Here is a 25,694-nt window from a genome sequence, read left to right on the forward strand (position 1 = left end):
GCTGCGGCGCGGGAGCGCTCCAGGGCGGAGAGGCCGGCGGGCCGGGACGCATCCGGGTGCCATGCCGAGACCCGGGCGACACGAGGCGGGGCAAACCGTCCGTCGCCGGGCTCGAGATCCCTGACGTCGGCACCCGTCACCAGCTCGGCCCTACTCCTTTGTCGATTCCGCACCCGCGTTGCGCGGTGTGCACGGTCGCGTTCCTCCACCCACCCTACGCTGCTCCCGCCGTACCGCCACCCGACAGCGATCCCGGGGCGGCGGCCCGCAGGGGCGGGGTCGGCCGGGGACGCGGGCGCACCGCCCGCGCCCGGGAGGCGGCGCAGATCAGGGATTGTTACGATCCGGGTCGCCCCTGCCCGCCAACCCCCGCGGAAGGCTGATCGTTGCTGTCACACGGTCGGAGATCCGAGACGACGCCGCTGAGCATGTCCGTCGACCGGTCCGATCCTGCGGTGCCCGTCATCCGGGTGGGCGGCGACCTGGCCTACACCACGGCGACCCCGCTCCGGATGGAGGTCGACCGACTGCTGGGCACCGACCCCGCCACGCTCGTATTCGACTTCACCGAGTTGCAGTTCATCGACAGCACCGGGCTCAGCGTCATCGTGCACGCCTGGCGGGAGGGCCAGCAGCACGGCAGCACGGTGCAGCTGAGTGCGGTGCCCCGGTTCCTGGAAACCATCCTCGACATGACCGGCGTCACCGGGCTGCTCGCCCGTCCGGTCGGTGACGGCGGGCCGGCGACCGGGCCGCAGGGCCAGCCGACGATCACCGCGTGAAACGGTCTCCGGACAGAAACGCCGACCCCGCGACTTGCGTCAGGCGCATGGAAAACCCGACACTGCGTCAACTGCTGGATCGCACCGGCCTGGCCGAGTTGCTGCTCCTGCCGCCGGCTGTGGCGGACGACGGCATCACCGCGGTCGGCTGACCGTACGGCGCGCGGGTCCGGCAGGGGTGGCCCCCGACCCTGGGACCAGGGGCCGGGGGCCGGAGGATGGCTCAGGGCGCCGGGACCGGACGGGTGGCGGCGCGATACGGCTCGGCGGTGCTCTCCGCGTCGTCGGGAGGTCCCGACTCCGGTGGCTGGAACAGATAACGGACGAACTCCCCATCCGTGCCGTCGTCCTCCGCACCGGGCCACTGGCCGGCGCAGTCGACGCCGATCACCTCGCGGCCGGTGCCGTCGGGCTCCTCCAGCAACGCCCACAGCGTCACCGGGTAGCACCGGGTGCTCTCGGCGGTCAGACGCCATCGCGCGTACCAGCCCGGTCGGGCGGGGACGATCTCGACAATCTGCTTCATCGGACCTTCCCTTCCGCGTGCCTCGGAAGTTCATGCCTCACACCGGGTTCCCCGGTCATCCCGAGCGTCCGTCCGGCGCGGGTGAGCGTCCCTCACCCGCGCCGGATGAAGCCTTCCGGCACGGTCCCGGGCAGTCGTCTCGCAGCCCCGCAGCGATCGTTTCGTGCCCCGCCAGGCCCGCAAGCGAGGCAAGCAGGCCGCCGACACCGGCGTGAGCCTGGGCGCCTCCAAGCAGCTCACGCACGACGACGTCGTCCGGCGTGCCGGCGTCGACTTCCGTACCGCCAGGGTCCGCGACCTGCTCGCACCGCCGGCAGCCGGCGGCTGGTCCATGCGGCGTGCACGGGGGCGGCGGACCTGTGGTCCGCCGCCCCGAGCCCGTCAGCGGGCGTGGGTCGGCAACTCCGGCGACTCGCTCTCCAACGGCACCGCGTCGGCGGGGATCAGACCCAGCTGCACCGCCGAGCGGGGCAACGCGGCGTCCAGCAGCCAGTCGACACTCACCCGGGCCCGGTTGCCCGGCATCGCCAGCAGGTGGTAGCCACGGGTGACGGCCTTCGCCGGCAGACCCGACAACGGCACCTTGAGCGGGTTCGCCGCCGCCTGCTTGCCACCGAGGTCGACCACCCAGCCGAGGTCGTGGTGCTGGTACGGTCGGCGCCGCCCCTGCCCGTACGACGCGGCGACATTGTGCGCGGCGAGTTTGCCCTGCCGCTGCGCGTGCTGGGCGGTCATCGTGCAGATCTCGCCGGGCCGGGTCAGGTCGGGCACCGCCGCGGCGTCGCCGCACGCGTACACCTCGGGGAAGCCGGGCACGTTGAGGTACTCGTCGACGACCAGCCGCCCCTTCTCCGTACGCAGGCCCAGGTCCGCCACGAACGGGTCGGGGCGGACCCCGACGCACCAGATCAGGGAACACGTGGGCACGTAGTCCCCGTCGGTGAGCGTTACCCCGTCTGCGGTGGCGACCGCCACCGAGGTGCCCATCCGGACGTCGACCCCGCGTCGGCGCAGCACCCGGTCGGCGGTGCGGGACATCCGCTGGTCCAGCTCGGGCAGCACCCGGGGCGCGACGTCCAGCAACATCCACTGCGGGCGGATCGGCAGCCGGGGGCGCTGGGCGGTCAGCTCGTCGGTGAAGAGCTGACCGTGCGCGGCCACCTCGGTGCCGGTGTAACCGGCGCCCACCACCACGAACGTGGACCGGGCCCGCTGCTCGGCCGGGTCCTCGGCCTGCTCGGCCAGCTCGATCTGGCGCACCACGTGATCGTGCAGGTAGAGCGCCTCGGGCAGGCCCCGGAAACCGTGCGCGTACTCGGTCACGCCGGGGATGGGCAGCAGTTTGTTGACGCTGCCGACGGCGAGGACGAGCCGGTCGTACGCCAGCCGGTTCCGCTCGCCCTCGGGCTGGGTGAACCCGACCCACCGGTTCTGCAGGTCGACGTGGTCCGCCTCGCCGATGACCACCCGGACCCCGTTCAGCGTTCCGGTCAGCGGCACGGCGATCCGACCCGGCTCCACCACTCCGGCGGCCACCTCGGGCAGCAGCGGCAGGTAGAGGAAGTAGTCGGTCGAGTTCAGCAGGACGATCTCGGCCCGGTCGCGGGCCAACCGGGTCAGCGTCTTCGCCGCGTGGTACCCGGCGAAACCGGCCCCCACGATCACCACACGAGGCTTCGTCATCCCGGGCCGGTTCCCGCCCCAAAGGCCGGCAAACGTCGACCCGGTGACCTACCGGCCCGGGGGCCGATCCGGCGGCATCGGGTCGGTCTGGGTCGGCCGCCGGACGGACCAGCCGCCGACCGGGCCGCCTGGTACCCGTCGGCCGCGGTGAGCCGCAGGTCGACGTGCTGCCCGGGTACGTGGCCGGGCGTACCACGCCCGGCTCCGCCACGGTGGCGGGTCACTGCCGTTCGGTGACGACCTCCTTGGAGCCGGGCACCACGTTGCGGGTGGCCCGCAGGCTGGTGATCGTCACGATCGTCAGCACACCGATGATGACCAGCAGCGACGCCAGGGTCGGGATCTCCGGCACACCCTCCCAGATCCCGTGCGCCCAGTGCAGGCCCAGCTTGACGCCGATGAATGCCAGGATGATCGCCAGGCCGTAGGTGAGGTGGACCAGGCGGCTCAGCGCCGCGTGCAGCACGAAGTAGAGCGCCCGCAGGCCCAGCAGCGCGAACGCGTTGGTGGCGAAGACGAGGTACGGGTCCTCGGTGATGCCGTAGACCGCCGGCACCGAGTCCACCGCGAAGACCACGTCGGTGGCGAAGACCGCCACCACGACCAGCGCCAGCGGCGTGAGAGCGCGGCGGCCGTCCACCCGCACGGTCATCCTGGTGCCGTGGTACTCCTGGACCACCGGCATGAACCTGCGCAGCAGCCGGACCGAGCGCATGTTGCCGATGTCCACCGACTGTTCGTGGCCGGTGAACGCGTCCCGCAGCAACTTCGCCGCGGTGAACAACAGGATCAGGGCGAAGATCAGGAACGCGAAGTCCAGCGTCTGCAACGCCGCCGCACCCAACGCGATGAAGATGCCCCGCAGCACCAGCGCGCCGGTGATCCCGAACAGCAGCACCCGCTGCGCCAGCTCGGTCGGCACCGCGAACGCCGCCAGCAGCAGCATGAACACGAACAGGTTGTCCACCGACAGCGACTTCTCGACCAGGTAACCGGTCAGGTACTCGAAGCCCCGTTCGGAGCCGAACTCGGACCACACCCAGGCGCCGAAGGCCAGCGGCAGCGCGATGTAGAAGGTCGACCAGCCCAGCGCTTCCCGCAGGGACACCTCGTGGGGCTTGCGGGTCACCACGAAGTCGAGCACCAGCAGGCCCAGCACACCGGCGATCGTCACCGCCCAGAGCGTGGGCGTACCCACCGTTTGCAAACCGGCAGCAGAATATGACAATTCGGACATGGGGCCTCCTCGAACACCGTGTCATGTTCGAGGTCTCCTTCACCCACCTTTCGATGGGCAACCACCCGAGGCACACCCGGGGCGTGCCGTACTGACCGGTATGGTTCGTGGGAAGTACTCCCCTCGTACCGCCAAGGTTAGGACAGCCCGATCCGGGCCGCCAGGTGGGGGCACCTGATCGGCGTGTTCCGGGCCCGGCCAGGGCGGAACCCGGAGTGACGATGCCGGCACCGGACCCGGACACGAGCGCCTATCGTGATGGCGGTGACCGCAGAGCAGGCGGCCGGCCCGCTGGCCGGCGTACGCGTGGTCGAGCTGGCCGGGATCGGTCCCGGCCCCTTCGCCGCGATGATGCTGGCCGATCTCGGCGCGGACGTGATCCGGGTCGACCGGGTCACCGACGTGGACCCCTCGGCCTTCGGCACCGCCCACCCGGACCTGCTCAACCGGGGACGGCGTTCCGTCGGCGTGGACCTCAAGTCCGCCGGTGGGCGTGAGGTGGTGCTGGCCCTGGTCGACGGCGCGGACGCGCTGATCGAGGGGTTCCGGCCCGGGGTGACCGAGCGCCTCGGCCTCGGTCCGGCCGACTGCCACCGGGTCAACCCGAAGCTGGTGTACGGCCGGATGACCGGCTGGGGGCAGGGTGGCCCGAGCGCCCCGTACGCCGGGCACGACATCGACTACGTCGCGCTGACCGGCGCGCTGCACGGCATCGGGCGGGCGGGTGAGCGGCCGGTGCCGCCACTGAACCTGCTCGGCGACTTCGGCGGCGGCGGGATGATGCTGGCCCTGGGCGTGGTCGCCGCGCTCTACGCGGTGCGGGGCGGCGGCACCGGTCAGGTGATCGACGCGGCCATCGTGGACGGGGTGGCGGTGCTCGGCACACAGATCCACGCGTTGCGGGGGCTCGGGCTCTGGCAGGACCCGCGCGGGGTCAACCTGCTCGACGGCGGCGCGCCGTTCTACGACACCTACGAGTGCGCCGACGGGCGACACGTCGCGGTCGGCGCGCTGGAGCCGCGCTTCTACGAGGAACTGGTGCGCCGCACCGGTTTCCCGCTACCGGGTGACGAGGCGCCGGACCGTACCGACCCGGCGAACTGGCCGGCGTTGCGCGCCGCCTGGGCGCGGTTGTTCCGGACCCGGACCCGGGACGAGTGGGCGGCCCTGCTCACCGCCTCCGACGCCTGCGTGGCGCCGGTCCTGGACTGGGCCGAGGCACCGGAGCACCCGCACCTGACCGCGCGGGACACGTTCGTGGTCCGGGACGGGATGGTCCAGCCTGCCCCGGCCCCGCGCTTCTCCGGCACCCCCACCTCGGTACGCCGACCGCCGCCCTGGCCGGGTGAGCACACCGACGAGGTGCTCGGCGAGATCGGCTACGACCCGGACCGGGTCGCCGCCCTACGGGCCGACGGGGCGGTCGGCTGAACCACCGGCCGCCGCCTCACCGACGCCGCCTCACCGGCGTCGCAGCGTCGCGCCGGGGGCCAGCGCGGGCTCGACCATGTCGCGGTAGTCGCGGGGCAATTGGACCATCAGCGTGTCGAACTCACCGGCCAGCGCCTCGCGCAGCGCGGTGAAGACCGCGCGCACCCCGCCCCGGGCCGCCGACGTCTCGACCCCGATGCGAAACGCCACCCGGGCCGCGAACTCGTCAGCGTCGAAGAGCTGTGCCGCCTCGCCGTCGGGGGTCGCCCGCATCGACTGCTGTAGCGGAGCCGGCAGTTGCAGGGCCAGGTCCAACGCCTCCCCGCCGGTCAGCCGCTCGCCCAGCGTCGTCAGCGTCGCCCGGGTCAGGTCCACCGCCCGCTCCGGCGTGGTACCGGCCCGCCGGGCCACCTGGTCGACGAACGTGTCGTAGTTCATCGCGTACCCCCTCAGCCGGGCGGTTACCCGGCGGAGCGGGCCGGAAACGGCGGCCGAATTTCCACCGGGCCGGGCGTGACGGCAGCAGTGGCGGGTAACCGCGGCCGGTCGTGGCCGGATCGAAGCCGGGAGGAGCCGACACCATGGCGAGTTACGCCGACGTCCTGCAGTACCTGTCCAGCCTGGACTACCCCGCCGGCAAGGACGACGTGGTCCGCGAGGCCGAACGCGAGGGGGCGCCGCCGGACGTGGTGCAGGCCCTGCGCGCGCTGCCGCCGGTGGAGTACACGAACAGTACCGAGGTGGCCCGTTCCGCGCACATCGACGCGAGCGAGGACGCCGACGACGCGCAGCGCGGCGCGGTCGGACGTGACAAGCGTCATCAGCGGGTGTCGCAGCACCTGCGCAGCATCTGACCCGACGGCCGGTCGACGGGCGAGAGCCCGGACCGGCTGTCGGCGTGACGAGGTCGGGGCACCCTACAGGGCTCCGACAGGCGGGCGTCCCGGCCGCGAACCGCGACCGGGAGCGCCGCTACGTAACCGCCTGCCCTGGTGGCACGGCTTGACCCGAACCGGGTCGCCATGACCAGACGGCGACAACCACCCGAACCGGGTGGCTGCTACTGCGGCCACCATACAGCACACCATCAGCCGAACGGACAGGGGGTGCCGACGAAGGTATTTATCCGTTTTGTTCAGCAGGCTGTGGTCAGTCCCGGAAGCCACCGGAGCGGTCGCGGGCCTTGAGTCGGACCGTGGGCAGAGCCGGGGCGGGCAGCGGCGGGTCGGGGTCGTCGGCGACCTGACCGAAGCGCCGCCCGGCCATCCAGTCCTCCCGGGCGGCGGCGATCTCCTCGTGGCTGCGACCGACGAAGTTCCACCACATCACCAGCGGCTCCTCGAACGGCGTCCCGCCGAGCAGCATCAGCCGGGTACCTGGTTCGCCACGCACGGCCAGGACGTCCCGGCCGGCGCCGAGCCAGAGCAGCGCCCCGGGCTCCAGCGACACGTCGTCCACCTCGGCGGCGCCGTCGAGCGCCAGCAGGGCGTACTCGAAGTCGCGCCGCAACGGCACCGCGACCGGGCCCGCCCCGCGCAGGTCGAACTGCGCGCCGAGCAGCGGGATGTGCACCCGGGCCGGCGAGACCTCGCCGCCGAGTTCGCCGACCAGCAGCGTGACGTCCAGGTCGCCGTCGCGCCACCGGGGCAGCTCGGCGTGGTGGGCGAAGTCGGCCGCGCCGGCCCGGGCCCGATCCGGCAGCGCCACCCAGAGCTGCACGCCGTGCATCAGCGGCGGATGGACGGCCGGGGACCGCTCGGAGTGCGCGATGCCGTGACCGGAGGTCATCACGTTGAGCTGGCCGGGCCGGATCGGCTGCACGCTGCCGAGGCTGTCGCGGTGCAGGATCTCGCCGTCGAGCAGCCAGGTCACGGTCTGCAGGCCGGTGTGCGGATGCGGCGGCACCTCCATGCCCGGCCGGTCAGCCACGTCGTCGGGGCCGAAGTGGTCGACGAAACACCAGGCGCCGACCATCCGACGGGTGCGTTGCGGCAGCAGCCGACGCACCGTGGTGTAGCGCCCCAACGGCACGTCGTGGCCGGGCAGCAGGACGCTGCCGGGATCGACCGTGGCCACTCCGGGTGGTCGGGTCTGCGCGGGCATCGACTCGGCACGTTCCACGGCCCGACTGTACGCCCGTGCGCCGGGCCCGCTCAGTTTCCGCGTACGGTCACCACGTTCGCGCCCGCCACCAGGTCCAGGAAGATGCGGTCACCGGCCCGGTCCCAGCCCGGCGAATCGAGCACCGTCTGCGGGGCGACCCCGTCGAGGCGCTCGTCGTACACGGTGACCGCACCGGCACCGGCGACCGACCGGACGCGTACCGGGACGCTGCCGACCACGATGACGTCGAAGCGGTTGACCCCGCCGGTGACCCGCACCACCACCAGCCCCTCGACGGCGGGCAGCCGCAGGCTGGTCCGGGTCGCTCCGCCGGCCAGTTCCAGGCCGCCCAGCCGGGCAGCGGCGAGGTCCAGCCACCGTTCGGCGCTTCCGCCGCTGATCGACAACTGCCAGCGCACTCGGGAGTTGAGCAGCACCTCGACCTCGCCCGGCGCCTCCCCGCCACGAGTGAACCGCAGCCGCACCCGGTCACCGACCAGCTCCGACCGGGGGCGCGTCCCCGACTCGGCCGGGCTGATGATCCGGTACAGCTCCTCCCCCAGGTCCGCCACCCGCAGGTCGAACCGGGTCACCCCGTCGACCAGCTCGAAGGTGGCCCGTCTGCGACCGTCCAGCGGCGCGGTCTCGACCTGTTCGGGGCTCTGCGCCGCCGCCCGCTCCGCGCCACCCAGTCCGCTGGTGCCGTCGGGCGCGGCGGTGACCTCCGGCGTGGGCAGGTCGCCGGAGAAGACCCGGCCGAGCCGGTGCGGATCGGAGAGGATCACCACCACCGCGCCCGCGCCCAGCCCGAGCATCAGCACCGCGGCGGCCGCGAGCAGCCGCGCCCCGGCCGACCAGGTCGGCCGTCCGCCCCCGGTCTCGTCCCGGATCCCGGGCTCGTCCTCACCCACGGGCGCGTCGTCACCCACGGTCACGCCGCCGGTGACTCGCATGTCGTCACCGACGGTGGTCGGTGGTACCGGCACCCCGTCTCCCGACCCCCGCCCCGAGGGTGTCGGACGGTACGCCTCGTGCTCTGACTCGGCCATGCCACGTCCCCTTCCACGGTCCCCTACCAGCAGGTACGCGCCAGGAGGCGGGTCGGATCAGTCAGCGCGGCGACGAACCTCGCCCTCGGCCGGCGGGTCCAGCCGCCCGGCGACCTTGCCGGCGCAGTCCCCGAGGACCTTCCGAGCGTCCAGGCCCAGGCTCTCGATGGCGACCAGGGCGGTGAACGCCACGTCGGCGAGCTCCGCCGCCACGTCCGCCCGGGTGTGCGTGACCCCCTTGCGCGGGTTCTGGCCGAGGAACCCGATCCAGGCGCCCGCCACCTCACCCGCCTCCTCGGTGAGCTTGAGCATCCGGCAGGTCAGCTCCGCCTCCCCGGTGCCGTTGGCCGCGTCCAGCCAGCCACGCGCCGTGCGTACCCTCGTCCAGATCGTCTCGTCCACGCCGCCAGTGAACCTGACGGCGGCCACCATCCGTATTCTGGGGGCACCGCCGTGACGGCGGCGGTGACGAGGCGCGGCAACGACGCCATGCCCGAAACCGGAAGGACGTGTCGGTCATGCCGGAGACGGTCGAGTCGGTGTTCGCCAGTGTGGTCAGCCGCAACCCGGGTGAGCCCGAGTTCCACCAGGCCGTACGGGAGGTGTTGGAGAGCATCGGCCCGGCGCTGGCCCGCCACCCCGAGTACGCCGACGCCCGGATCATCGAGCGGATCTGCGAGCCGGAGCGCCAGGTCATCTTCCGCGTGCCGTGGGAGGACGACCGGGGGCGGGTCCGGGTGAACCGGGGGTTCCGGGTGGAGTTCAACAGCGCCCTCGGCCCGTTCAAGGGCGGTCTGCGCTTCCACCCCTCGGTCTACCTGGGCATCGTGAAGTTCCTCGGCTTCGAGCAGATCTTCAAGAACGCGCTGACCGGGCTGCCGATCGGGGCCGGCAAGGGCGGTGCCGACTTCGATCCGAAGGAATGCTCGGACCGCGAGGTGATGCGGTTCTGCCAGAGCTACATGACCGAGTTGTACCGCCACATCGGCGCGCAGACCGACGTGCCCGCCGGTGACATCGGGGTGGGCGGCCGGGAGATCGGCTACCTGTTCGGCCAGTACAAACGAATCACCAACCGGTACGAGTCGGGCGTGCTCACCGGCAAGGGCCTGTCGTACGGCGGCGCGCAGGCGCGCACCGAGGCGACCGGGTACGGCGCGGTGTTCTTCGCCGAGGAAATGCTCACCCAGAGCGAGGACAGCATGGACGGCAAGCGGGTGGTGGTCTCCGGCGCCGGCAACGTAGCGATCTACGCGATCCAGAAGGTGCACCAACTCGGCGGCAGGGTGGTCGCCTGCTCCGACTCGTCCGGGTACGTCCTGGACGAGAAGGGCATCGACCTCGACGTGCTGCGGGAGGTGAAGGAACGCCGCCGGGACCGGCTCGCCGACTACGTACGCGAGGTGCCGCACGCGGTCGCCGTCTCCGGGCGTACCCCCTGGGAGGTCCCCTGCGACCTGGCCCTGCCGTGCGCGACGCAGAACGAGATCGGCGGCGCCGAGGCCGCGCAGCTCGTCGCCGGCGGCTGTGTCGCGGTGGTGGAGGGCGCGAACATGCCGACCACCCCGGAGGCGGTCCGCATCCTGGGCCGGGCCGGGGTCCGGTTCGCGCCCGGCAAGGCCGCCAACGCCGGTGGGGTGGCGGTCAGCGCCCTGGAGATGCAGCAGAACGCCGCCCGGGAGTCGTGGACGTTCGCGGAATCGGAGCAGCGCCTGCGCGAGACCATGCGCGACATCCACGCCCGGTGCTGGGCCACCGCCGACGAGTACGGCCTACCCGGCGACTACGTGGCCGGCGCCAACATCAACGGCTTCCGCCGAGTAGCCGAGGCGATGCTCGCCCAAGGCCTCATCTGAACCGCTCCCTCCCCTCCTCTCCCCCGCCACCCCAGCCCGGTTGATCAAGAGGTTTCGGTGCTCGACGAGCGCCCGAGAGCACCGAAACCTCTTGATCGACAGCGAGGTCGGCACGCAGACGCTCTACGTCGGATGGATCGCACCGCACGGCGGACGGCGCGACGCCCTCCGGCGTACGCGTGGCCGTGATCTCCGCGAGCGTGCGCAAGGACCGGATGGGGCCGACGATCGCCGACTGGATCGTCGCCGCGCTGGGGAGTTCCGCCGACGTCGATCTGATCGACCTGGCGGACACACTCCTGCCCGACGACAGTCTCCTGTATCCGGGCGGTGGGCCGAAGAGTGCCGTGGCCGACCGGATCGACGCGGCCGACGCCTTCGTCTTCGTGATGCCGGAGTACAACCACAGCTACCCGGCCTCGCTCAAGCGCCTGATCGACTGGCACTACGCGGAGTGGCGCCTGAAGCCCGCGACGATCGTGGCGTACGGCGTGCACGGCGGATACCCCGCGATCGAGCAGCTCCGCGGGGTGCTGGCCGAATTCAACGTCGTGACCACCCGCCGGGTCATCGGCCTGCCCGCGCCGTGGGCGTCCCTGGACGAACAGCAGCGGTACGCGCCGGACGACGGCCTCTCCAGTCGCCTGGCCGGTTGTCTGAACGAGCTGCGGTGGTGGGCGACGTGTTGGCCGACGCACGCCGAACCCGCCCCTTCCCGACGTAGGACCGACCTGGCTGGGCTACGACGAACCCCCACCCGGTTGATCAAGGAATTTTGGTGCTCGACGGGCACCTGCAAGCACCACAACCTCTTGATCAACCGGGTGAGGGGGGCCGAGGCGTGGGGTGGACACGACGGTGCCGGTGCCCGCCGGAGGGAACGGCGGGCACCGGCACCGGTGTTCACTGTGGGTCAGTCGGATTAGCTCGCGCTGCCGAAGCGGCGGCGGCGCCAGAGCACCGTGCCGAGCAGCATGACCGCGCCCGCGGCGACGAGACCGCCACCGACCTTCATCGGCGTGCTCGTGCTGCTGCCGGTGACCGGCAGGTGCTTCTTCTTGTGCAGCACCCGGAGTTCGGTCGACGCGGTCCGGCCGGACTCCCGGCCGACGGCGGTGAAGGTGAGCAGACCGGTCACCGACGGGGTGTACCGGCGGCTGAACTCGCCCCGCGCGTTGGTCCGGGCCGTGAAGGTCAGCGGCGCGCTGGCCTGGAAGGCGACCGGAGCCATCGCGACGGTGCTGCCGTCGCTGCGGCGGGCGGTGCCGGCGGCGGGTGCCGCCAGCGGCCGGGTGGTGACGGTGATGTCGACCGTCTCGTTCGGCCCGAAGTTGCGGCCGGTCAGGATGACCGTCTCACCGAGGATGATGGTGGGTCGGTTCACCGTGAGCGAGGCCAGCACCGGCGGGTAGGGCGGTGGCTGCGGTGTTCCGGTGGCTGTTGGCGCCGGCTGCGGCTGCGCCGCCCCCGCCGCGCTCGGCACGGCTACCACGGCCAAACCGACCGTGAGCGCCATGATGATGCGGGATAGCCGCATTGTTGGTTCCCTCCTACTGAGTACAGCTTGGTGCGGTGACAACATGGGTGGTCCATGGGGTGGCGGTGGGCGTGAGCCACAGTTCGGCCGTGCCGCTGTCCGTCTTGCCGGTCAGCAGCGAGACCTGCAGCGTCCGGGTGTCACCCGGTCCTGTCTCGACGTTCACCGTGGCCACCTGGCGACGTCGCTCGGTCCCGTTGCCCACCGACGTCTCGGTACCGTCGAGGCGGGTGTCGAGCACCGCCCCGCCGGCCGGGCCGTAGACCGAGACCAGGGTCCGAACCGTGTACGGGTCTCCTGCCTGGGCCAGTCCGAGCACGGACTCGGTGAGGCCCGAGGCCGGCGCGGTGGATCGCAACGTCACCCGGAGGTGCAGTTCGCGACGGCCGTCGGCGTGGCAGTCGCCGACGGTGAGGTCGGCGGCCTGCCGGAGGTAGTAGCCGAGCTTCGCGCCACTGCCGTCGTTGAGGAACACGCCGACAGTGGGCACGGTGTCCTGTTCCGGAAGCGTCCCGGCCATCCGACTCTCGTCGAACACCCGTTGTTCCTCCGGATGGGCACTCCAGAACAATATCCGACGTTCTTGTATGGAGCGGCTAAAAGCGGACAATAGCCCGTTCGGGTGTGTGTTACGGGTGAAAAGGGTGTCGAACACGGTCGCGGCGGCGGCGGCGAAGAAGGTGTCCTGCTCCTTCGGGGCCATCTTCTGATAGGTGTCGCTGAGCAGGGTCCGCACTGCGTTCTCCGCGCTGAGCGACACGCCGCCGGGCACCCGAACCGGCCCGGTGGCCTGCAACAGGTACGACAGCACCACCGGGTCGACGGCGAGCACCCCGTCCACGGTGTCGCCACTGTGCCGCCGGTACATCTCCCGATAGAGCGCGGCGGCGGTCGGGAAGTGCGGGCTGAGGTTGACGTCGGCCGGGTACATGCCGGGCAGTTCACCCCAGAGGACGCGCTGCTCGGCCGGGACCTTCAGCGGTGTGGCAAACATCCCCATGCCACTGCTGGCACCCTGGTCGCCCATCTCGATGCGGCCCTTGTCGGCCCGGATCACCGCGTACGCGCCGAACATGCCGCCGGTGGAGCGCAGTTCCGCCGAGTTCTGCGACACCAGCAGGTAGCGCCGTGTGCCGTCCACCCCGAGCAGCGGCGGCAGCAGTCGGGTGGCCTTGCCGGCCGCCGAGGTCATGGTGGCCAGCCGGTCGATCTCGGCGCGCAACTCCTGGAGCGCCTCGCGCACCTGGCCGACCAGCCGGTCGGCGGGCACCGTGGACAACTCGGTGCGGACCCGCTGGATGATGGCGTCCACCTCGACCAACTCGTCACCGACGCCACGCAGACCGGTCAGGTCCAGCCGACCCTCGCGCGGCACCAGGCCACCGAGATCAACCCGCAACAGTGCCGGGAACGCCTGACGGGCCAGGTCGTCGACGGCGATGGAGATCTGCCGGACGGCGGCGAGGTTGGCGCCCGCGTACGGCGTGTGCTGGGCCGTCCACCAGCCGGGGTCGGCGGTGGCCTGACGGGCGGCGCCGGACTGCACCTGCAACGCGGCGAGGGTCCGCTGCGCCCGGTCGGTGTCGCCGCCGACCAGGTGCGCGCTCAGCTCACCGGCCAGCCCGGCGGCGTTGACCAGGTGCGCCCGGGCCTGCCAGCCCCGGAACCCCACCCATCCGGTCACGCCCGCCAACAGCGAGCCGACCACCAGCGTGACGAGCAGGGCGCGGCGCAGCCGGGCCCGTCGCCGCCGGCGCGACCGGCCGCGGGTACGGTGCGGGCTCTCGCGTTCCGTCACACCACTCTCCACTCCGAAATCGGACAGAAGCCACCATTGTTCCTAGCAGGTAACGAGCTTGTTGGTGACTTAATGACGCTCTTGGGTCATATGTGAGTTTCGGTCGTGGCTCATGTTCCGGGTCCGGCCGTCGGCCACTGCCCGCAGCAGCGCCTCGACGCGGTCCACCCCGGCCGGCAGCGACATCTCCCGCAGGTACGCCTCACGACCGCGCCGGCCCATCTCGACACGGGCCGGCGGGGGGATGTGCGCGGCCAGCCAGAACCGGTCCGCCAGGGTGGCCCAGTCCTCCGGCGGGCAGGAGAGCCCGGCCCGGGTCCGCTCGACCAGGGCGGCCGTGTCGCCGCCGGTCGAGACGACGACCGGCGCGCCGCAGGAGAGCGCCGCCTGGAGCTTGTCCGGCACGGCACTGCGCAGAGCCGGTACGTCCCGGGACATCACCAGTTGGTAGTCGGCGGCGGCGTACAGCTCCGGCATGTCCAACGGCGAGCGCCGGTCGACGAACCGGACGTTGTCGGCGCGCAGTTCGTCGGCGAGCCCCCGCACCCGCCGCTCGTCCGCGCCCGAGCCCACCAGGACCAGGTCCACGGTCTTCTCCAACGCGGCGGCGGCCCGTACCGCCGTCTCCAGCCCCTGCCGCGCCCCGATGGTGCCGGCGTGCATCACCACGCACCGGTCGTCGCGGCGCACCAGGCGACATGCGGCAGGTCCGGCCGTGGCTGGCTGGAAGATCCGCTCGTCGGTCCAGTTCAGCACCACCCGCACCTTGGCCGCGTCGACACCGACGCCGACCACCGCGTCCCGCAACGACGGCGCGGTCACCGCCACCACGGTGGCGGCCCGGTAGGTCAGGGTCATCGCCGCGCGGACCCGGGCCGCCCATCGCCCGTCGCCGCCGTCCGGCAGGTCCTCGGCCCACACGTCCGGCACGTGCAGCACCAGCGGGACCGGGCCGAGCAGGCGCAGCAGGGCCGCCGTGGCGAACGCGGTGGCCGGCGGCTGGTGCACGTAGAGCACGTCGACGCCGCTGAAGAACCGGCGCCCGACCAGCGCCGCGCTGCCGGCGAAGGAGAGCCAGGAGGCCATCCGGCCGCGCGGCGTGACATCGCCGGTGCTGTACCGGGGTACCCGCCGCACGGTCAGCCGGCGGCTGTGCGTCTCGTACCGCCAGCGCTGGCGCCAGCCCGGGTACACGTGCCCGCCCGGGTAGTCCGGGAAGCCGGTCAGCACCCGTACCTCGTGGCCCCTGGCGGTCAACTCCTCGGCCAGGCTGCCGGGGATGAAGGCCGGTTCCGGCGGGAAGTGGTACGTCAGCAGGCCGATCCGCATCCCGCCACCTCCCTCGGCGGACGCCGGTCCGGCGCGGCGGCCGGGTCCAGCGGCGGCCCGGCTGCGTACGATGCCGACAACCCCTCTCCGGGCGGTCGCCACCGGCGGCCGTCCCCGGCCGCGGCGCTGCCGCCCACGGTCACGACGTCGAGGGGGTCACCCATGCTCACCGGGGTGCTGTTCGTCTGCCACGCCAACCTGTGCCGGTCGCCGATGGCCGAGTTCACCGCGCGTCGCCTGCTCGCCGGACGGCCGTTGACCGTCGCGAGCGCCGGCACCGACGCCGTCGAGGGCCTGGCGATGCATCCGTTCGCCGCCGAGATCGCCGCCGGGACCGGCGAGGACCCGGCGGCGTTCCGCAGCCGGCGGCTCGCCCCGGAGCACCTCACCGAGGCGGTGCTGGTGCTGACCGCCACCCGACGCCAGCGTTCCATCTGCACCTCGCTGGCGCCGGCGGCACTGCACCGGACGTTCACGGTGCGCCAGTTCGGCCGGCTCGCTGCGGCGGCCGAGCCCGCGACGGACGAGCCGGAGGACTCGCTCCAGGCCGCGGTGGCCGCCGCCGCCCTGGCCCGGGGACGGCTGCAACCCGCCCCGGCCGAAGCCGACGACCTGCGTGACCCGGTCGCCGGCACGGCCGCCGACTTCCGCTCCTGCGCGGAGGAGATCGAGCGGTCCCTGCGCCCTCTGGCGGCGCTCATCGGGGCAGCCGGGTGAGTTCCTGGGTGTGATCGGGCCGGTCGGCGACCGGCTTGCGCTCGGCATGCCGACCGGCACCGGCCCGCCCGGCCTTCGTCGTCGCCGGTGTCTCGGCGACCACCCGGTACGCCTCGTACTGGTAGGCCTCCGCCTTGGGCACCCGGGCCATGTTCAGCACGCAGCCGAGCAGCCGGACCGAGACCGAGTGCAGCGCCCGTGCCGCCGCCGCCACCTGCGCCCGCGAGGTACGCCCCTGCTGGGTGACCAGCAGCGCGCCGTCGGCCTGCACCGCGACCACCACGCCGTCGGTGACCGCGAGCAGCGGCGCGGTGTCGATGATGACGATGTCGGCGGACTCGCGCAGGGCCGTCAACAGGTCCGACATGGCCTTGGAGCCGAGCAGTTCGCTCGGGTTCGGCGGCGCCGAGCCGCTGGGCAGCACCAGCAGGGACTTGTCGCCCCAGCGCTGGACCACGTCGCCGACCTGCACGTCGCCGACGAGCACGTCGGTCAGCCCGACCCCGGAGTCGATGCCCAGATAGTCGCCGACCTTGGGCCGACGCAGGTCGGCGTCGACCAGCAGGACCCGCCAGCCCGCCTCGGCCAGCGCGATGGCCAGGTTGCACGACATGGTGGTCTTGCCCTCGCCCTGCAACGCGCTGGTGACGGCGATGACCCGGGCGGGTTCGTGCACGTCGACGAAGCGCAGGTTGGTGCGGAGCTTGCGGACTGCCTCGGCACGCGCCGAGGTGGCGGCGTCGCCGACGATCAGCGGGGCGCTGCGGGCGCTGGCGTCGATCGGGATCTCGCCGAGCAGCGGGCTTCCGGTCACCCGTTGCAGACCGGCCGCGTCCCGCAGGCGTACGTCGGCCATGCCGCGCAGGATCGCCAGGGCCACGCCGGCCAGCAGGCCGATCAGGGTGCCGATGGCGGTGTTGCGCAGTGGCTGCGGCGAGACCGGGGTGGGGGTGACCCGTGGTCCGCTGACCACCTCGATCTTGATGGGTCCGGCGCTGCCGTCCGGTCGGGCCTCGACCTTCTGCACGAGTTCGACGAACTTCGCCGAGAGTGCCTCGGTCACCCGCAAGGCGCGGGTCTGGTCGGTGTCGGTCACCGACGCCCGCAGCAGGACGGTGCCGGTCTCGGTCGAGGTGCTGACCCGCCGCTGGATCTCCTCGGCGGTCAGCCCGAGCTGTCTGTCCGCGACCGCGGCCTGCGCGAGGCGGTCGCTGGTCAGCAGTTCGGCGTAGGACTTCACCCGCTGTTGCAGGAAGAGACCGCCCTGGTAGGCGTCGGTGACGCCCTGGCTCGGGGTGGTGACGAAGAAGGTGACCGAGGCGACGTAGCGAGGTTGCGCCCGGACGGTGATCAGAGCGGTCAGCCCGAGGGCCACCACGAGGGTGACCAGGACGATCCACCAGCGCTGGCGGACGAGTCGCAGTTGGCGGTACAGGTCCATCAGGCGAGCCTCCGTACCGGGCCGGTAACGCCAAAGAAACTCACGAAAACCCCCAAGGTCTATTTAATCTCGTGAACCATTAAAGCCGCACATAGGCGCTATGTCCGGAGTTAGGGGTTTTCCTCGGCAGAGGACCCGCGCCCGCAATGACCAACCGGACCGACCGTCCGTCGGAATCGCCTCTCGACCGGGAAAAATTCGATTTCTCGGCCGCGACGTGCCGGGCCCGAGCGCGCCTGGCCCCGCTGCACCCGCCGGATGTCACCCAGCCGGCCGCTGGCTGATCCGGCACGGCCTGCGCCCGGTCAGCCTCCGGCGGCCCGGCCGACCGGGTCGGCCGGGCGTGCCGACCGGCGAAAGTTCTCCGTCAACGCGCTGCTGAGCATCCGCCGCAGCAGCACGATCACGACGGTGGCGGCGAGTTCCCGCCAGGTCTGCTCACCGGTCAGCCGCAACAGGCCGGCGGCGACGAGCATGTCCAGCAGCACCCGCAACGCGGTCGACCGGGAACCGGTGGTGACCAGCGCGATCCCGGCGCCAAGCACGCCGAGCGCGGCGACGACGGTGGCCAACACCTGGATCACGACGCCCGCCCCGGCCGGTCGACCTGCCCCTGCTCGCGCTCGATCTCCCGGCCGAGGACGTGATTCAGCACCGTCCGGATGGCGGCGATCGCGGCGAGCTGGCCGATCTGGGCGAAGGTCGGCGACAGCGCGGTCCGCAGGATGTCCGCCGCCAACTGGAACTCCAGGCCGAGCACCAGGAACCGGCCGAGGGTCAACCGGATCCGGGTGAACACGGCGGCGTCGCGGTAGCGGATCCCGTCGACCACGAACCGCAGCGCGGCCCAAGCCGCTCCGACGACGATCACCGCCGCTCCGACGAGTTCCACCGCGATCACCAGTGTGTGGTGACCGCGCTCCAGGAGCACGTCGACGTTCACGCGGGCGACTACCCGGCGGGGCCCCGGGTAGTCGCCCGCGGTGTCAGGTCAGCTCCGCGACCGCCTCCACGATCAGCCAGATGCCGCTGAGCGCGAACAGGGCGGCGGCACCGTACTTGATGGTGCGCTCCGGCAGCTTACGGCCGAGCAGCCGGCCGACGACGATGGCAAGCGCGTCCGCGGCGACCATGCCGATCGTGGAGCCGATCCAGGTGCCGAACCAGCCGTACTGGGTGGCCAGGGTGATGGTGGCCAGCATGGTCTTGTCACCGAGTTCGGCGAGGAAGAACGCGATACCGACGGCGAAGACGGCCGACTTGCCACCCTTGGCCGCCTTGCGCTTCTCGTCCTCGGTGAGCGTGTCCCCGCGCAGGGTCCAGAGACCGAAACCGATGAAGGCCAGCCCGGCCAGCAGGCTGATCCAGCCGGTGGGCAGCGCGGCACCCAGACCGGCGCCGATCGCCACCGACGCCAGGTGCACCACGGCGGTGGCGATGGTGATGCCGATCAGGATCGGCACGGTGCGGTATCTGGTGGCGAATGCCAGGGCCATGAGCTGGGACTTGTCTCCCAGCTCGGCAACGAAGATCACGCCGAAACTGACCGCCAGCGCGACGAGGAACCCCTCCATGATGTCCTTCCGGATCAGGCCGGGAGGAGGATCTGGGGCACCCTCGACCCGGCTGTCAAGCCTGGGTCGAAGGTCTCGCCCACCTCGTCATGACGAGGCCGCGTGGCCGGATGCGGAACGCACCAGTATGTCGACCACGGCGTTGCGGGCTACTCCCCTTCGCTGCGGCACAGCCTAACCGATCGCCGACCGGCCAGACCATCTGGTGACCCGACACACGCCCGGGGTGTTCCGGTGCGCCCGTCATGCGGCAGTGGTTCAGTCCGCACGGGCCAGGGTCACCCCGAACAGGTCGTCGGGGTCGGTCCAGAAGCGCTCGGCGTGGAGCCCGGCCGAGGCCAACTCCGCGGCGATCCCCTCGGGGTGGAACTTCGCCGACACCTCGGTCCGCAACTCCTCCCCCTCGGCGAAGGCGACGTCGAGGTCGAGGACACGCACCCGTACCGGCCGCTGCGCCCGCAGCCGCATCTCGATCCACTCCTGCTCCGGATCCCAGAGCGCGACGTGGGTGAACGCCGCCGGATCGAAGTCGGCGCCCAGTTCACGGTTGAGCACCCGCAGCACGTTGCGGTTGAACTCCGCCGTCACCCCGGCCTCGTCGTCGTACGCGGGCACGATCACCGCCGGGTCCTTCACCAGGTCGGTACCGACCAGCAGCCAGTCCCCCACCTCCAACGCGGCTCGCGTCCGGGTCAGGAACTCGGCCCGCTCGGCCGGCAGCAGGTTGCCGATGGTGCCGCCGAGAAAGATCACCAGTCGCCGCCCACCGGCGGGCAACCGGTCCAGATGCCGGGTGAAGTCGCCGACGATGCCGCGTACCCGAAGCCCGGCATAGTCGGCGGCGAGCGCGGCGGTGGACGCGGCCAGTGCGCTGGCCGACACGTCCAGGGGCACGAACGTGCCCAGACCGCGCCGCCGGGTGAAGGCGTCCAACAGCAGCCGGGTCTTCTCCGACGACCCGGAACCGAGTTCGATGAGCGTCTTCGCGCCGGTCAGCTCGGCGATCTCCGTCGCGTGCGTGGCCAGCACCGCGCGTTCGGCGCGGGTCGGGTAGTACTCGGGCAACCGGGTGATCTCCTCGAAGAGTTCACTGCCCCGTGCGTCGTAGAACCACTTCGGCGGCAACCACTTCGGTACGCCGGTCAGCCCGACCCGGACGTCGTGCCGCAGGCTGCGGCCGATGTCCCGGTCGTCGAGGTGGATCTTCAGCGGCTCGGTGCTCATCCGTCTTCCCTTCCGTCGGGCGGTCGGTGGTGATCGGGTCGGCTCAGGGGGCGCAGGTGCAGCCCGGTGGCGGTGGCGGTGACCAGGTGACCGTCGGGCACCTCCCGCCAGGCCGGGTCGTCGTCGTGTGGTTCCGAGGCCAGCAGCACGGAGTCCGGTGTGGTGCGGACCGACAGGGCGTGCCCGGCCACGCTGGCGACCACCGTGCGACCGTCGGTGAGCAGCAGGTTGAGCCGCGACCCCGGGGCCGCCGCAGCGACCGAGGTGACCGTCTCGGCGACCGCCGGCCCGGGCGACAGCCCCGCGCGCAGCCGGTGCCGGACCAGCGCCCACAGCAGTGCCGAGTCGGTGGTGGCGTCGAGGGTGAGCAGGTCGCGTACCGGCAGGGTGGCGGCCAGCGGCACCACCGAGTCCGGCCAGCCGCGCACCACGCCGTTGTGGCTGAACAGCCATTGGCCCTCGGCGAAGGGCGCGGCGGCGGCGTCCACCACCGCCATGCCGACCGTGGCCGAGCGCACCGCGGCCAGCACCGCGCCCGTCGAGGTGACCGCCGCCAGGTCGGCGATGGTCGGGTCGCTCCAGATCGGCTGCGCCCGCCGGTACCGCACCGGATCGCCGCCGGCCGGCGGGTACCAGCCGACACCGAACCCGTCCGCGTTGATCGTCCCGCCGCCCCGCATGTCGCGGGGGGCCCAGGACTGGCGCACCAGCGAGTACGGCGGATCGAACAGCAGCTCCCGCAGGGTCAGCGGCGGCCCGAGGTAGGCCAGGTGGCGGCACATCAGGCGAACCGGACCACGACCGTCACCGGTCGGCCTCCTCGGGCCGCGCGTCCCGGGCGCAGCGGAAACCGCTGAAGATCTGCCGACGGATCGGGTAGTCCCAGTTGCGGAAGGTGCCCCGGCAGGCGGCCCGGTCGGTGCCGAACGACCCACCGCGCAGCACCCGGTGGTCGTCGCCGAAGAAGACCTCGGAGTACTCCCGGTAGGGGAAGGCGGCGAAGCCGGGATAGCCCCGGAACGGCGTCGACACCCACTCCCACACGTCGCCCATGAGCTGATGCACGCCGAGCGGGGACGCCCCGGCCGGGTACGCGCCGACCGGCGCCGGCCACAGGTGCCGCTGGCCCAGGTTGGCGTGCGCCGAGGTCGGCTCGTCGTCGCCCCACGGGTAGCGGCGGGACCGGCCGGTGGCCGGGTCCCAGCGGGCCGCCTTCTCCCACTCCGCCTCGGTGGGCAGCCGCTTGCCGGCCCAGGTGGCGTACGCCCACGCCTCGTGGAAGCAGACGTGCACCACCGGCTCGTCGTCGCGGACCCGGTCCCACCGGCCGAACCGCCGGTACGCCCAGCCGTCGCCGTCGCGCCGCCAGTGCATCGGCGCGCCCAGTCCAGCCTCCTGCCGGTGCCGCCAGCCCGCCTCGCTCCACCAGCGCGGATCGTCGTACCCGCCGTCGGCGATGAACTCCCGGTACGCCCCGTTGGTCACCGGGGCGGCGTCGATGACGTACGCGGGCAGCTCGACCCGATGGGCCGGGCGTTCGTTGTCCAGCGCCCACGGGTCGGCGTCGGTGCCCATGGTGAACGGGCCGGTCGGCACCAGCACCTCCTCCGCCACCCGGGCGGCCGGCTCGGGCGGCGGCGGCGCGTGCAGCACCGCAGGACCGGTGCGCAGCTGGTGGGTGGCGAGCATCGTCTCATCGTGCTGCTGCTCGTGCTGCACCATCATGCCGAAGGCGAACCCGTCGGTGACCAGCCGACGCTCGTCGAAGGAGACGCCGTCGAGCAGGTCGTACACCTTGTCGCGGACCGTCGCCACGTACGCCCGCGCCTCGGTCGGCGGCAGCAGCGGCAGTGACGGGCGGTCCTTGCGGGGCTGCTTGAAGGCGTCGTAGAGGTCGTCGATGTCGCACCGGACCGGTTCGCGTCCGCCGACGTCCCGGACCAGCCAGAGTTCCTCCTGGTTGCCGATGTGGGCGAGGTCCCAGACCAGCGGGGACATCAGCGGCGAGTGCTGCCGCGTCAGGTCGCCGTCGTCGACCGCCTCGGTCAGCCCGACGGTGCGGGCCCGGGTGCGGTCCAGTTCCGTCGCGATCCGTGCGCGCAGGTCCTCCGTGCCGAGGCCGGTGGTGGTGTCGGTCATCGCTGCCTCCTCTGGGCGGCGTCGCGCCGTCGTCGTACTCCCTGGTCGATCTCGTCGTGCAGGGCCGCCGGCAGGTCGAGCCGGGGCAACGCCGCCAGTGCCAGGTCGAGCAGGCCCACGGCGACGGTGGCCAGACACGGGTCGTGCAGGCCGTGCCGGGCGGCGATGAGCCAGCGGTCGGCCACCGGGAGGGCCAGCGCCATCGCGGCCTCGGTGGTGTCGGTGGCGCCGAGCAGTGCGGCGAGCACCGCCAGCGGCAGCGTCCAACCGCGCCCGGGTTGGGCGTCGACGTAGCGCAGTTCCAGGTAGCCGCGCGGTCGTACCGGTGGGAACAGCGTGCTCACGTGGTATTCGAGATCGTCGACGGTGGGCCGGCGGGGCAAGGCCCCGTCGATCCAGTCGGCGAACGTCACGTCCGGCGGCGGGGTCCAGTCGCCGCTGTCGTCCCGTACACAGAGCAGTGGGGCGGCCAGTGCGTACCGGGCCCAGGCGGCGGCCGGGTCGACACCGGCCGCGTCGGGTGTCCAGACCGGCGCGGTGCGCGCCGGGTCGATGCGGGCCCAGGCCCCCATCCGGGCCGACGCCCACCCGGTGTCCCGACCGGCGTGCCGGCCGGCGGTGGCGAAGGCGGCCAGCAGCGGTGGCCCGGCCGCGTGCACCAGCGCCCACCGGGCGGCGGCCTGCTCGGATCGGCCCGCGTCGAGGCAGACCTGCAGGCCGGCGGTGCTGTACATCATCGTCCGGCCGTCCGGGCCGTACCGGTCGAAGACCCGGCGCATGGCCCGGTAGCGAGGTGTGTCGATCGCCGGTCGCGGCGGCCGGTACGCGTCGATGCCGGTGCGGCCGAGGGCCAGGCCGGCGGCGTCGAGCAGTCGGGTGACCTGGTCGATGTCAGACTGGGTGGCGTCGATCAGAGCGGTGACGGAGGCTTGCGGCGGGGTGGAGATCTCCAGTTGCCCGCCGGGCTCGACGGTCACCGTGCCGCCCCGCAGAAGTCTGCGGGCGGGGCTGGCACGATCCAGGGTGGTGGGGCTGTAGGGCCCCAGTGCCGCTCTCAGCCGGGCGGCGTCGACGTGACGCGTGGGGTCGACGGTCTCGTGGACCGTCCATTCGAGCTCGACACCCGTGTACGTCGGTGGGCCGGTCTTGAAGCAGATCCGGGCGAGATGTCGGGCGGCTGCGGCGCGGTCCCGCAGCACGGGTATGTGATCGACTTCCGGTGAGGTAACCACGCGACGGCCCCCTGTTCCGATGCCGGCTCGGCAAGCGTCACCGTAACGTGCCCCGGTGACATCTTCGCGATGTCGACGCTTCCGTCATCATCTGTCTAACAGCGGCCGGCCGCCCGTCGAGTCGAATTCACATTCCTGTCGCAATCGGCGTGCCGGGCATCGCTTCCGGCCCTTCAAGACCGCCGCCGCCCCCTCGGCCAGCACGGTACGCCGCCACGTTCTCGGCACCGCCGGCCGCGTCCCGCAGGTCGGCGAAGCCGGGGCTCTCCATCGCCTTCTCCCGCTGCCGCTCGGACTTCGACAGGTAGGACCGGCAGTGGCCGGTGTTGCCGGAGTCCACCGGAGGCGACGTACGCCGTCGCCTCCGGTGCGCCCGCCGCCGACGGACTGGGCGGGGCGGTGTGCGAGGGCGGGACGGAGGTCGGTGCGCTGCCGGTCGGGTCGGCCGTCTGACCTCGACCGGCCAGCACCCCACCCGTACGCCCTGACTCACGGTACACGTCACATCACGACACGCCCCGTCACCGGTACGGTCGGCGGTAGGATGCGCGGGCACACCAGGCGCACCCTTCGGCCCCTCTGTGGGTACGGTGGTCACGTGTTGTCTTCGGAGGTCGTACTCAGCGGTCGGTACCGCCTGGACGAACGCGTCGCCACCGGCGGCATGGGTGACGTCTGGCGCGCGTCCGACCTGATCCTCGGCCGGCAGGTCGCGGTGAAGGTGCTGCTGCCCTCGCTGGTCTCCGACCCCGACTTCATCGCCCGTTTCCGCGCCGAGGCCCGGATCATGGCCGCGCTGCGCCACCCGGGCATCGTCCAGGTCTTCGACTGCGGCGAGGACGACCTGCCCGACGGTGGGCGGGCCGACTACCTGGTCATGGAGTTCGTCACCGGCCAGCCGCTGGCCAGGCGGATCGAGGCCGAGGGTCGCCTGGACGTGGGCCTCGCGATGTCGGTGGTGGCGCAGGCGGCGCAGGCGCTGCACGCCGCGCACCTCGGCGGCATCGTGCACCGGGACGTGAAGCCGAGCAACCTGCTGGTGCAGGAGGACGGCACGGTCGTCCTGGTCGACTTCGGGGTGGCCCGGTCCACCAACGTGACGAGCATCACCAGCACGAACGCGGTGCCGGGCACCGCCCTCTACATGGCGCCGGAACAGGCCGCCGGGCGTCCGGTCTCCGGGGCGACCGACCTGTACGCGCTCGGCGCCGTCGCCTACTGCTGCCTGACCGGCAGCCCGCCGTTCACCGGGGACAACCCGCTCCAGGTCGCCGTCCGGCATCTCGACGACCCGCCGCCGGACCTGCCGCCCGACATCCCGGAGGCGGTGCGGGTGCTGGTCGCCCGCGCGCTCGCCAAGGACCCGGCCGACCGGTTCAGCAGCGGCGCGGCGATGGCCGAGGCGGCACGGGCCGCGGTCTCCGACGGGTCCCTGCCGACGGTCCTGGCGCCGGCCGCCGGGGCGTTGCGCGAGCCCGGCCCGGACACCCGCACGGACCTTCCGGCGGGCGGCGCCGCGCCGGCAGGTCGGCGGCGGCGCGGCGCGCTGGTCGGCGCGCTCACCGCCGTGCTGGTCGGGTTCGTGGCGCTCGGCGCGGCCCTCGGCGCGACCAGCGATGCCAACACCCCGGCGGTGCAGCTGCCGACGACCTCGCCGAGCTCCGAGACCGCCGGGCCCGACGAGACGCCGGAGAGCCCCGGGGAGAGCGGTCCCGCCCGCGTCCCGCCACTGCGCCCGGCGGGTTCCACGGCCAGCCCGACCGAATCCCCGTCGGTACAGCCGAGCTCCCCGCAGCCCAGCGAGTCGAGTACGACCGAAACCCCGACCCCGACCCCGACCAGCGCCGAGCCGACCACGCCCAGCGCCACCCCGTCGTCGCAGACGCCCACCACGACGCCGACCACCACCACGCCGCCGGCACCCGAACCGCCGGACAACGGCGAGGCCAGCTGAGTCCCACCAGCCCGTATATCACCGAAACGGACGTACGGGGTCACACTCCGCTCTAGGCTCCTGACCAGCAGGTACTGTCTAC

General features: G+C 72.5%; 26 protein-coding genes. 7 read left to right on the top strand and 19 right to left on the bottom strand.

Going from position 1 to position 25,694, the window contains the following annotated elements; all coding sequences use genetic code 11:
- The first annotated feature begins 455 nt into the window (after positions 1–455).
- Positions 456–782 carry an STAS domain-containing protein gene (locus ID554_RS01275; RefSeq protein WP_263407318.1) on the top strand — a complete coding sequence of 109 codons (327 nt, stop codon included), beginning with the start codon at positions 456–458 and terminating at the stop codon, positions 780–782.
- A 223-nt stretch (positions 783–1,005) separates the two neighbouring features.
- On the opposite strand, the gene ID554_RS01280 is transcribed toward ID554_RS01275, so the two are convergent.
- The 3 genes from ID554_RS01280 to ID554_RS01290 form a co-directional block, all read right to left on the bottom strand.
- Positions 1,006–1,308, bottom strand: a complete 303-nt coding sequence (locus ID554_RS01280; RefSeq protein ID WP_117230108.1) for a hypothetical protein — start codon at positions 1,306–1,308, stop codon at positions 1,006–1,008.
- 381 nt (positions 1,309–1,689) lie between these two features.
- Positions 1,690–2,991, bottom strand: a complete 1,302-nt coding sequence (locus ID554_RS01285) for an NAD(P)/FAD-dependent oxidoreductase (RefSeq protein ID WP_117230109.1) — start codon at positions 2,989–2,991, stop codon at positions 1,690–1,692.
- Between the two features lie 220 nt (positions 2,992–3,211).
- Positions 3,212–4,228 carry a TerC family protein gene (locus ID554_RS01290; protein WP_117230110.1) on the bottom strand — a complete coding sequence of 339 codons (1,017 nt, stop codon included), beginning with the start codon at positions 4,226–4,228 and terminating at the stop codon, positions 3,212–3,214.
- Between the two features lie 258 nt (positions 4,229–4,486).
- On the opposite strand from ID554_RS01290, the gene ID554_RS01295 reads away from it, so the two are divergent.
- Positions 4,487–5,659, top strand: a complete 1,173-nt coding sequence (locus ID554_RS01295; protein WP_117230137.1) for a CaiB/BaiF CoA transferase family protein — start codon at positions 4,487–4,489, stop codon at positions 5,657–5,659.
- A 30-nt stretch (positions 5,660–5,689) separates the two neighbouring features.
- Here the strand turns inward: ID554_RS01295 and ID554_RS01300 are convergent, their stop codons facing one another.
- The gene (locus ID554_RS01300; RefSeq protein ID WP_117230111.1) at positions 5,690–6,097 is read right to left on the bottom strand and encodes a DUF2267 domain-containing protein; all 408 of its coding nucleotides are present in this window, start codon (positions 6,095–6,097) and stop codon (positions 5,690–5,692) included.
- Between the two features lie 143 nt (positions 6,098–6,240).
- Here ID554_RS01300 and ID554_RS01305 point away from each other — a divergent pair, with 143 nt between their 5' ends.
- A complete protein-coding gene (locus tag ID554_RS01305) occupies positions 6,241–6,513 on the top strand; it encodes a DUF2795 domain-containing protein (protein ID WP_117230112.1) in 273 nt (90 codons plus the stop codon).
- Between the two features lie 295 nt (positions 6,514–6,808).
- Here ID554_RS01305 and ID554_RS01310 read toward each other — a convergent pair whose 3' ends face one another.
- The 3 genes from ID554_RS01310 to ID554_RS01320 form a co-directional block, all read right to left on the bottom strand.
- The gene (locus ID554_RS01310) at positions 6,809–7,780 is read right to left on the bottom strand and encodes a pirin family protein (RefSeq protein WP_117230113.1); all 972 of its coding nucleotides are present in this window, start codon (positions 7,778–7,780) and stop codon (positions 6,809–6,811) included.
- 32 nt (positions 7,781–7,812) lie between these two features.
- Positions 7,813–8,748 (bottom strand): hypothetical protein, encoded by a 936-nt coding sequence (locus tag ID554_RS01315; protein WP_223884394.1) that lies wholly within the window; start codon positions 8,746–8,748, stop codon positions 7,813–7,815.
- 120 nt (positions 8,749–8,868) lie between these two features.
- Positions 8,869–9,213, bottom strand: a complete 345-nt coding sequence (locus tag ID554_RS01320; protein WP_117230139.1) for a MazG-like family protein — start codon at positions 9,211–9,213, stop codon at positions 8,869–8,871.
- Between the two features lie 116 nt (positions 9,214–9,329).
- Here ID554_RS01320 and gdhA point away from each other — a divergent pair, with 116 nt between their 5' ends.
- Both gdhA and ID554_RS01330 read left to right on the top strand, forming a co-directional pair.
- Entirely contained in the window at positions 9,330–10,667 is a 1,338-nt protein-coding gene (gdhA, locus tag ID554_RS01325; RefSeq protein WP_117230140.1) for an NADP-specific glutamate dehydrogenase, read from the top strand.
- Between the two features lie 179 nt (positions 10,668–10,846).
- The gene (locus ID554_RS01330) at positions 10,847–11,593 is read left to right on the top strand and encodes an NADPH-dependent FMN reductase (RefSeq protein WP_199489273.1); all 747 of its coding nucleotides are present in this window, start codon (positions 10,847–10,849) and stop codon (positions 11,591–11,593) included.
- Here the strand turns inward: ID554_RS01330 and ID554_RS01335 are convergent.
- The 3 genes from ID554_RS01335 to ID554_RS01345 all read right to left on the bottom strand — a co-directional run bounded on the left by ID554_RS01335 (position 11,590) and on the right by ID554_RS01345 (position 15,331).
- Positions 11,590–12,204, bottom strand: a complete 615-nt coding sequence (locus ID554_RS01335) for a hypothetical protein (protein ID WP_117230114.1) — start codon at positions 12,202–12,204, stop codon at positions 11,590–11,592. The two genes, ID554_RS01330 and ID554_RS01335, sit on opposite strands and share 4 nt — an antisense overlap.
- Positions 12,205–12,217: 13 nt before the next feature.
- Positions 12,218–14,002 (bottom strand): DUF4012 domain-containing protein, encoded by a 1,785-nt coding sequence (locus tag ID554_RS01340; protein ID WP_191088696.1) that lies wholly within the window; start codon positions 14,000–14,002, stop codon positions 12,218–12,220.
- Between the two features lie 69 nt (positions 14,003–14,071).
- The gene (locus tag ID554_RS01345; protein WP_117230115.1) at positions 14,072–15,331 is read right to left on the bottom strand and encodes a glycosyltransferase family 4 protein; all 1,260 of its coding nucleotides are present in this window, start codon (positions 15,329–15,331) and stop codon (positions 14,072–14,074) included.
- A 162-nt stretch (positions 15,332–15,493) separates the two neighbouring features.
- On the opposite strand from ID554_RS01345, the gene ID554_RS01350 reads away from it, so the two are divergent.
- On the top strand, positions 15,494–16,048 hold the full coding sequence (locus tag ID554_RS01350) for an arsenate reductase/protein-tyrosine-phosphatase family protein (protein ID WP_117230116.1): 555 nt from the start codon (positions 15,494–15,496) through the stop codon (positions 16,046–16,048).
- Here ID554_RS01350 and ID554_RS01355 read toward each other — a convergent pair.
- From ID554_RS01355 to ID554_RS01395, 9 genes are all read right to left on the bottom strand, one after another.
- Positions 16,029–17,489 (bottom strand): polysaccharide biosynthesis tyrosine autokinase, encoded by a 1,461-nt coding sequence (locus ID554_RS01355; RefSeq protein WP_117230117.1) that lies wholly within the window; start codon positions 17,487–17,489, stop codon positions 16,029–16,031. The two genes, ID554_RS01350 and ID554_RS01355, sit on opposite strands and share 20 nt — an antisense overlap.
- Positions 17,490–17,794: 305 nt before the next feature.
- Positions 17,795–18,073 (bottom strand): DUF1622 domain-containing protein, encoded by a 279-nt coding sequence (locus tag ID554_RS01360; protein ID WP_117230118.1) that lies wholly within the window; start codon positions 18,071–18,073, stop codon positions 17,795–17,797.
- On the bottom strand, positions 18,070–18,432 hold the full coding sequence (locus tag ID554_RS01365; protein WP_117230119.1) for a DUF1622 domain-containing protein: 363 nt from the start codon (positions 18,430–18,432) through the stop codon (positions 18,070–18,072). Before ID554_RS01365 ends, ID554_RS01360 begins: the two co-directional genes overlap by 4 nt.
- A gap of 43 nt (positions 18,433–18,475) precedes the next feature.
- Positions 18,476–19,063, bottom strand: a complete 588-nt coding sequence (locus tag ID554_RS01370) for a TMEM165/GDT1 family protein (RefSeq protein WP_117230120.1) — start codon at positions 19,061–19,063, stop codon at positions 18,476–18,478.
- A gap of 258 nt (positions 19,064–19,321) precedes the next feature.
- Entirely contained in the window at positions 19,322–20,287 is a 966-nt protein-coding gene (gene egtD / locus ID554_RS01375; RefSeq protein ID WP_117230121.1) for an L-histidine N(alpha)-methyltransferase, read from the bottom strand.
- A complete protein-coding gene (gene egtC / locus ID554_RS01380) occupies positions 20,284–21,069 on the bottom strand; it encodes an ergothioneine biosynthesis protein EgtC (protein ID WP_117230122.1) in 786 nt (261 codons plus the stop codon). Before egtC ends, egtD begins: the two co-directional genes overlap by 4 nt.
- 22 nt (positions 21,070–21,091) lie before the next feature.
- Positions 21,092–22,426: an ergothioneine biosynthesis protein EgtB gene (gene egtB, locus ID554_RS01385; protein ID WP_117230123.1), complete on the bottom strand. Its 1,335-nt coding sequence runs from the start codon at positions 22,424–22,426 to the stop codon at positions 21,092–21,094.
- Positions 22,423–23,658 carry an ergothioneine biosynthesis glutamate--cysteine ligase EgtA gene (egtA, locus tag ID554_RS01390; protein ID WP_117230124.1) on the bottom strand — a complete coding sequence of 412 codons (1,236 nt, stop codon included), beginning with the start codon at positions 23,656–23,658 and terminating at the stop codon, positions 22,423–22,425. The genes egtB and egtA overlap by 4 nt, the downstream gene beginning before the upstream one ends.
- A 127-nt stretch (positions 23,659–23,785) precedes the next feature.
- Positions 23,786–23,998: a hypothetical protein gene (locus ID554_RS01395; protein WP_117230125.1), complete on the bottom strand. Its 213-nt coding sequence runs from the start codon at positions 23,996–23,998 to the stop codon at positions 23,786–23,788.
- A gap of 258 nt (positions 23,999–24,256) precedes the next feature.
- Between ID554_RS01395 and ID554_RS01400 the strand changes: the two genes are divergently transcribed.
- Positions 24,257–25,612: a serine/threonine-protein kinase gene (locus ID554_RS01400; RefSeq protein ID WP_117230126.1), complete on the top strand. Its 1,356-nt coding sequence runs from the start codon at positions 24,257–24,259 to the stop codon at positions 25,610–25,612.
- Positions 25,613–25,694: the final 82 nt, after the last annotated feature.

Source organism: Micromonospora craniellae (genome assembly GCF_014764405.1).
In the GTDB taxonomy this organism is placed as follows: Bacteria; Actinomycetota; Actinomycetes; order Mycobacteriales; family Micromonosporaceae; genus Micromonospora; species Micromonospora craniellae.

Bases quoted from the DNA above. Each gene is read 5' to 3' on its own strand.
- ID554_RS01280 (WP_117230108.1), bottom strand. From the start codon at position 1,308: ATGAAGCAGATTGTCGAGATCGTCCCCGCCCGACCGGGCTGGTACGCG.
- ID554_RS01350 (WP_117230116.1), top strand. From the start codon at position 15,494: ATGCTCACCGGGGTGCTGTTCGTCTGCCACGCCAACCTGTGCCGGTCG.
- ID554_RS01285 (WP_117230109.1), bottom strand. From the start codon at position 2,991: ATGACGAAGCCTCGTGTGGTGATCGTGGGGGCCGGTTTCGCCGGGTAC.
- ID554_RS01335 (WP_117230114.1), bottom strand. From the start codon at position 12,204: ATGCGGCTATCCCGCATCATCATGGCGCTCACGGTCGGTTTGGCCGTG.
- egtC (WP_117230122.1), bottom strand. From the start codon at position 21,069: ATGTGCCGCCACCTGGCCTACCTCGGGCCGCCGCTGACCCTGCGGGAG.
- ID554_RS01345 (WP_117230115.1), bottom strand. From the start codon at position 15,331: ATGCGGATCGGCCTGCTGACGTACCACTTCCCGCCGGAACCGGCCTTC.
- ID554_RS01300 (WP_117230111.1), bottom strand. From the start codon at position 6,097: ATGAACTACGACACGTTCGTCGACCAGGTGGCCCGGCGGGCCGGTACC.
- gdhA (WP_117230140.1), top strand. From the start codon at position 9,330: ATGCCGGAGACGGTCGAGTCGGTGTTCGCCAGTGTGGTCAGCCGCAAC.
- ID554_RS01290 (WP_117230110.1), bottom strand. From the start codon at position 4,228: ATGTCCGAATTGTCATATTCTGCTGCCGGTTTGCAAACGGTGGGTACG.
- ID554_RS01295 (WP_117230137.1), top strand. From the start codon at position 4,487: ATGGCGGTGACCGCAGAGCAGGCGGCCGGCCCGCTGGCCGGCGTACGC.
- ID554_RS01370 (WP_117230120.1), bottom strand. From the start codon at position 19,063: ATGGAGGGGTTCCTCGTCGCGCTGGCGGTCAGTTTCGGCGTGATCTTC.
- ID554_RS01355 (WP_117230117.1), bottom strand. From the start codon at position 17,489: ATGGACCTGTACCGCCAACTGCGACTCGTCCGCCAGCGCTGGTGGATC.
- egtD (WP_117230121.1), bottom strand. From the start codon at position 20,287: ATGAGCACCGAGCCGCTGAAGATCCACCTCGACGACCGGGACATCGGC.
- ID554_RS01305 (WP_117230112.1), top strand. From the start codon at position 6,241: ATGGCGAGTTACGCCGACGTCCTGCAGTACCTGTCCAGCCTGGACTAC.
- egtB (WP_117230123.1), bottom strand. From the start codon at position 22,426: ATGACCGACACCACCACCGGCCTCGGCACGGAGGACCTGCGCGCACGG.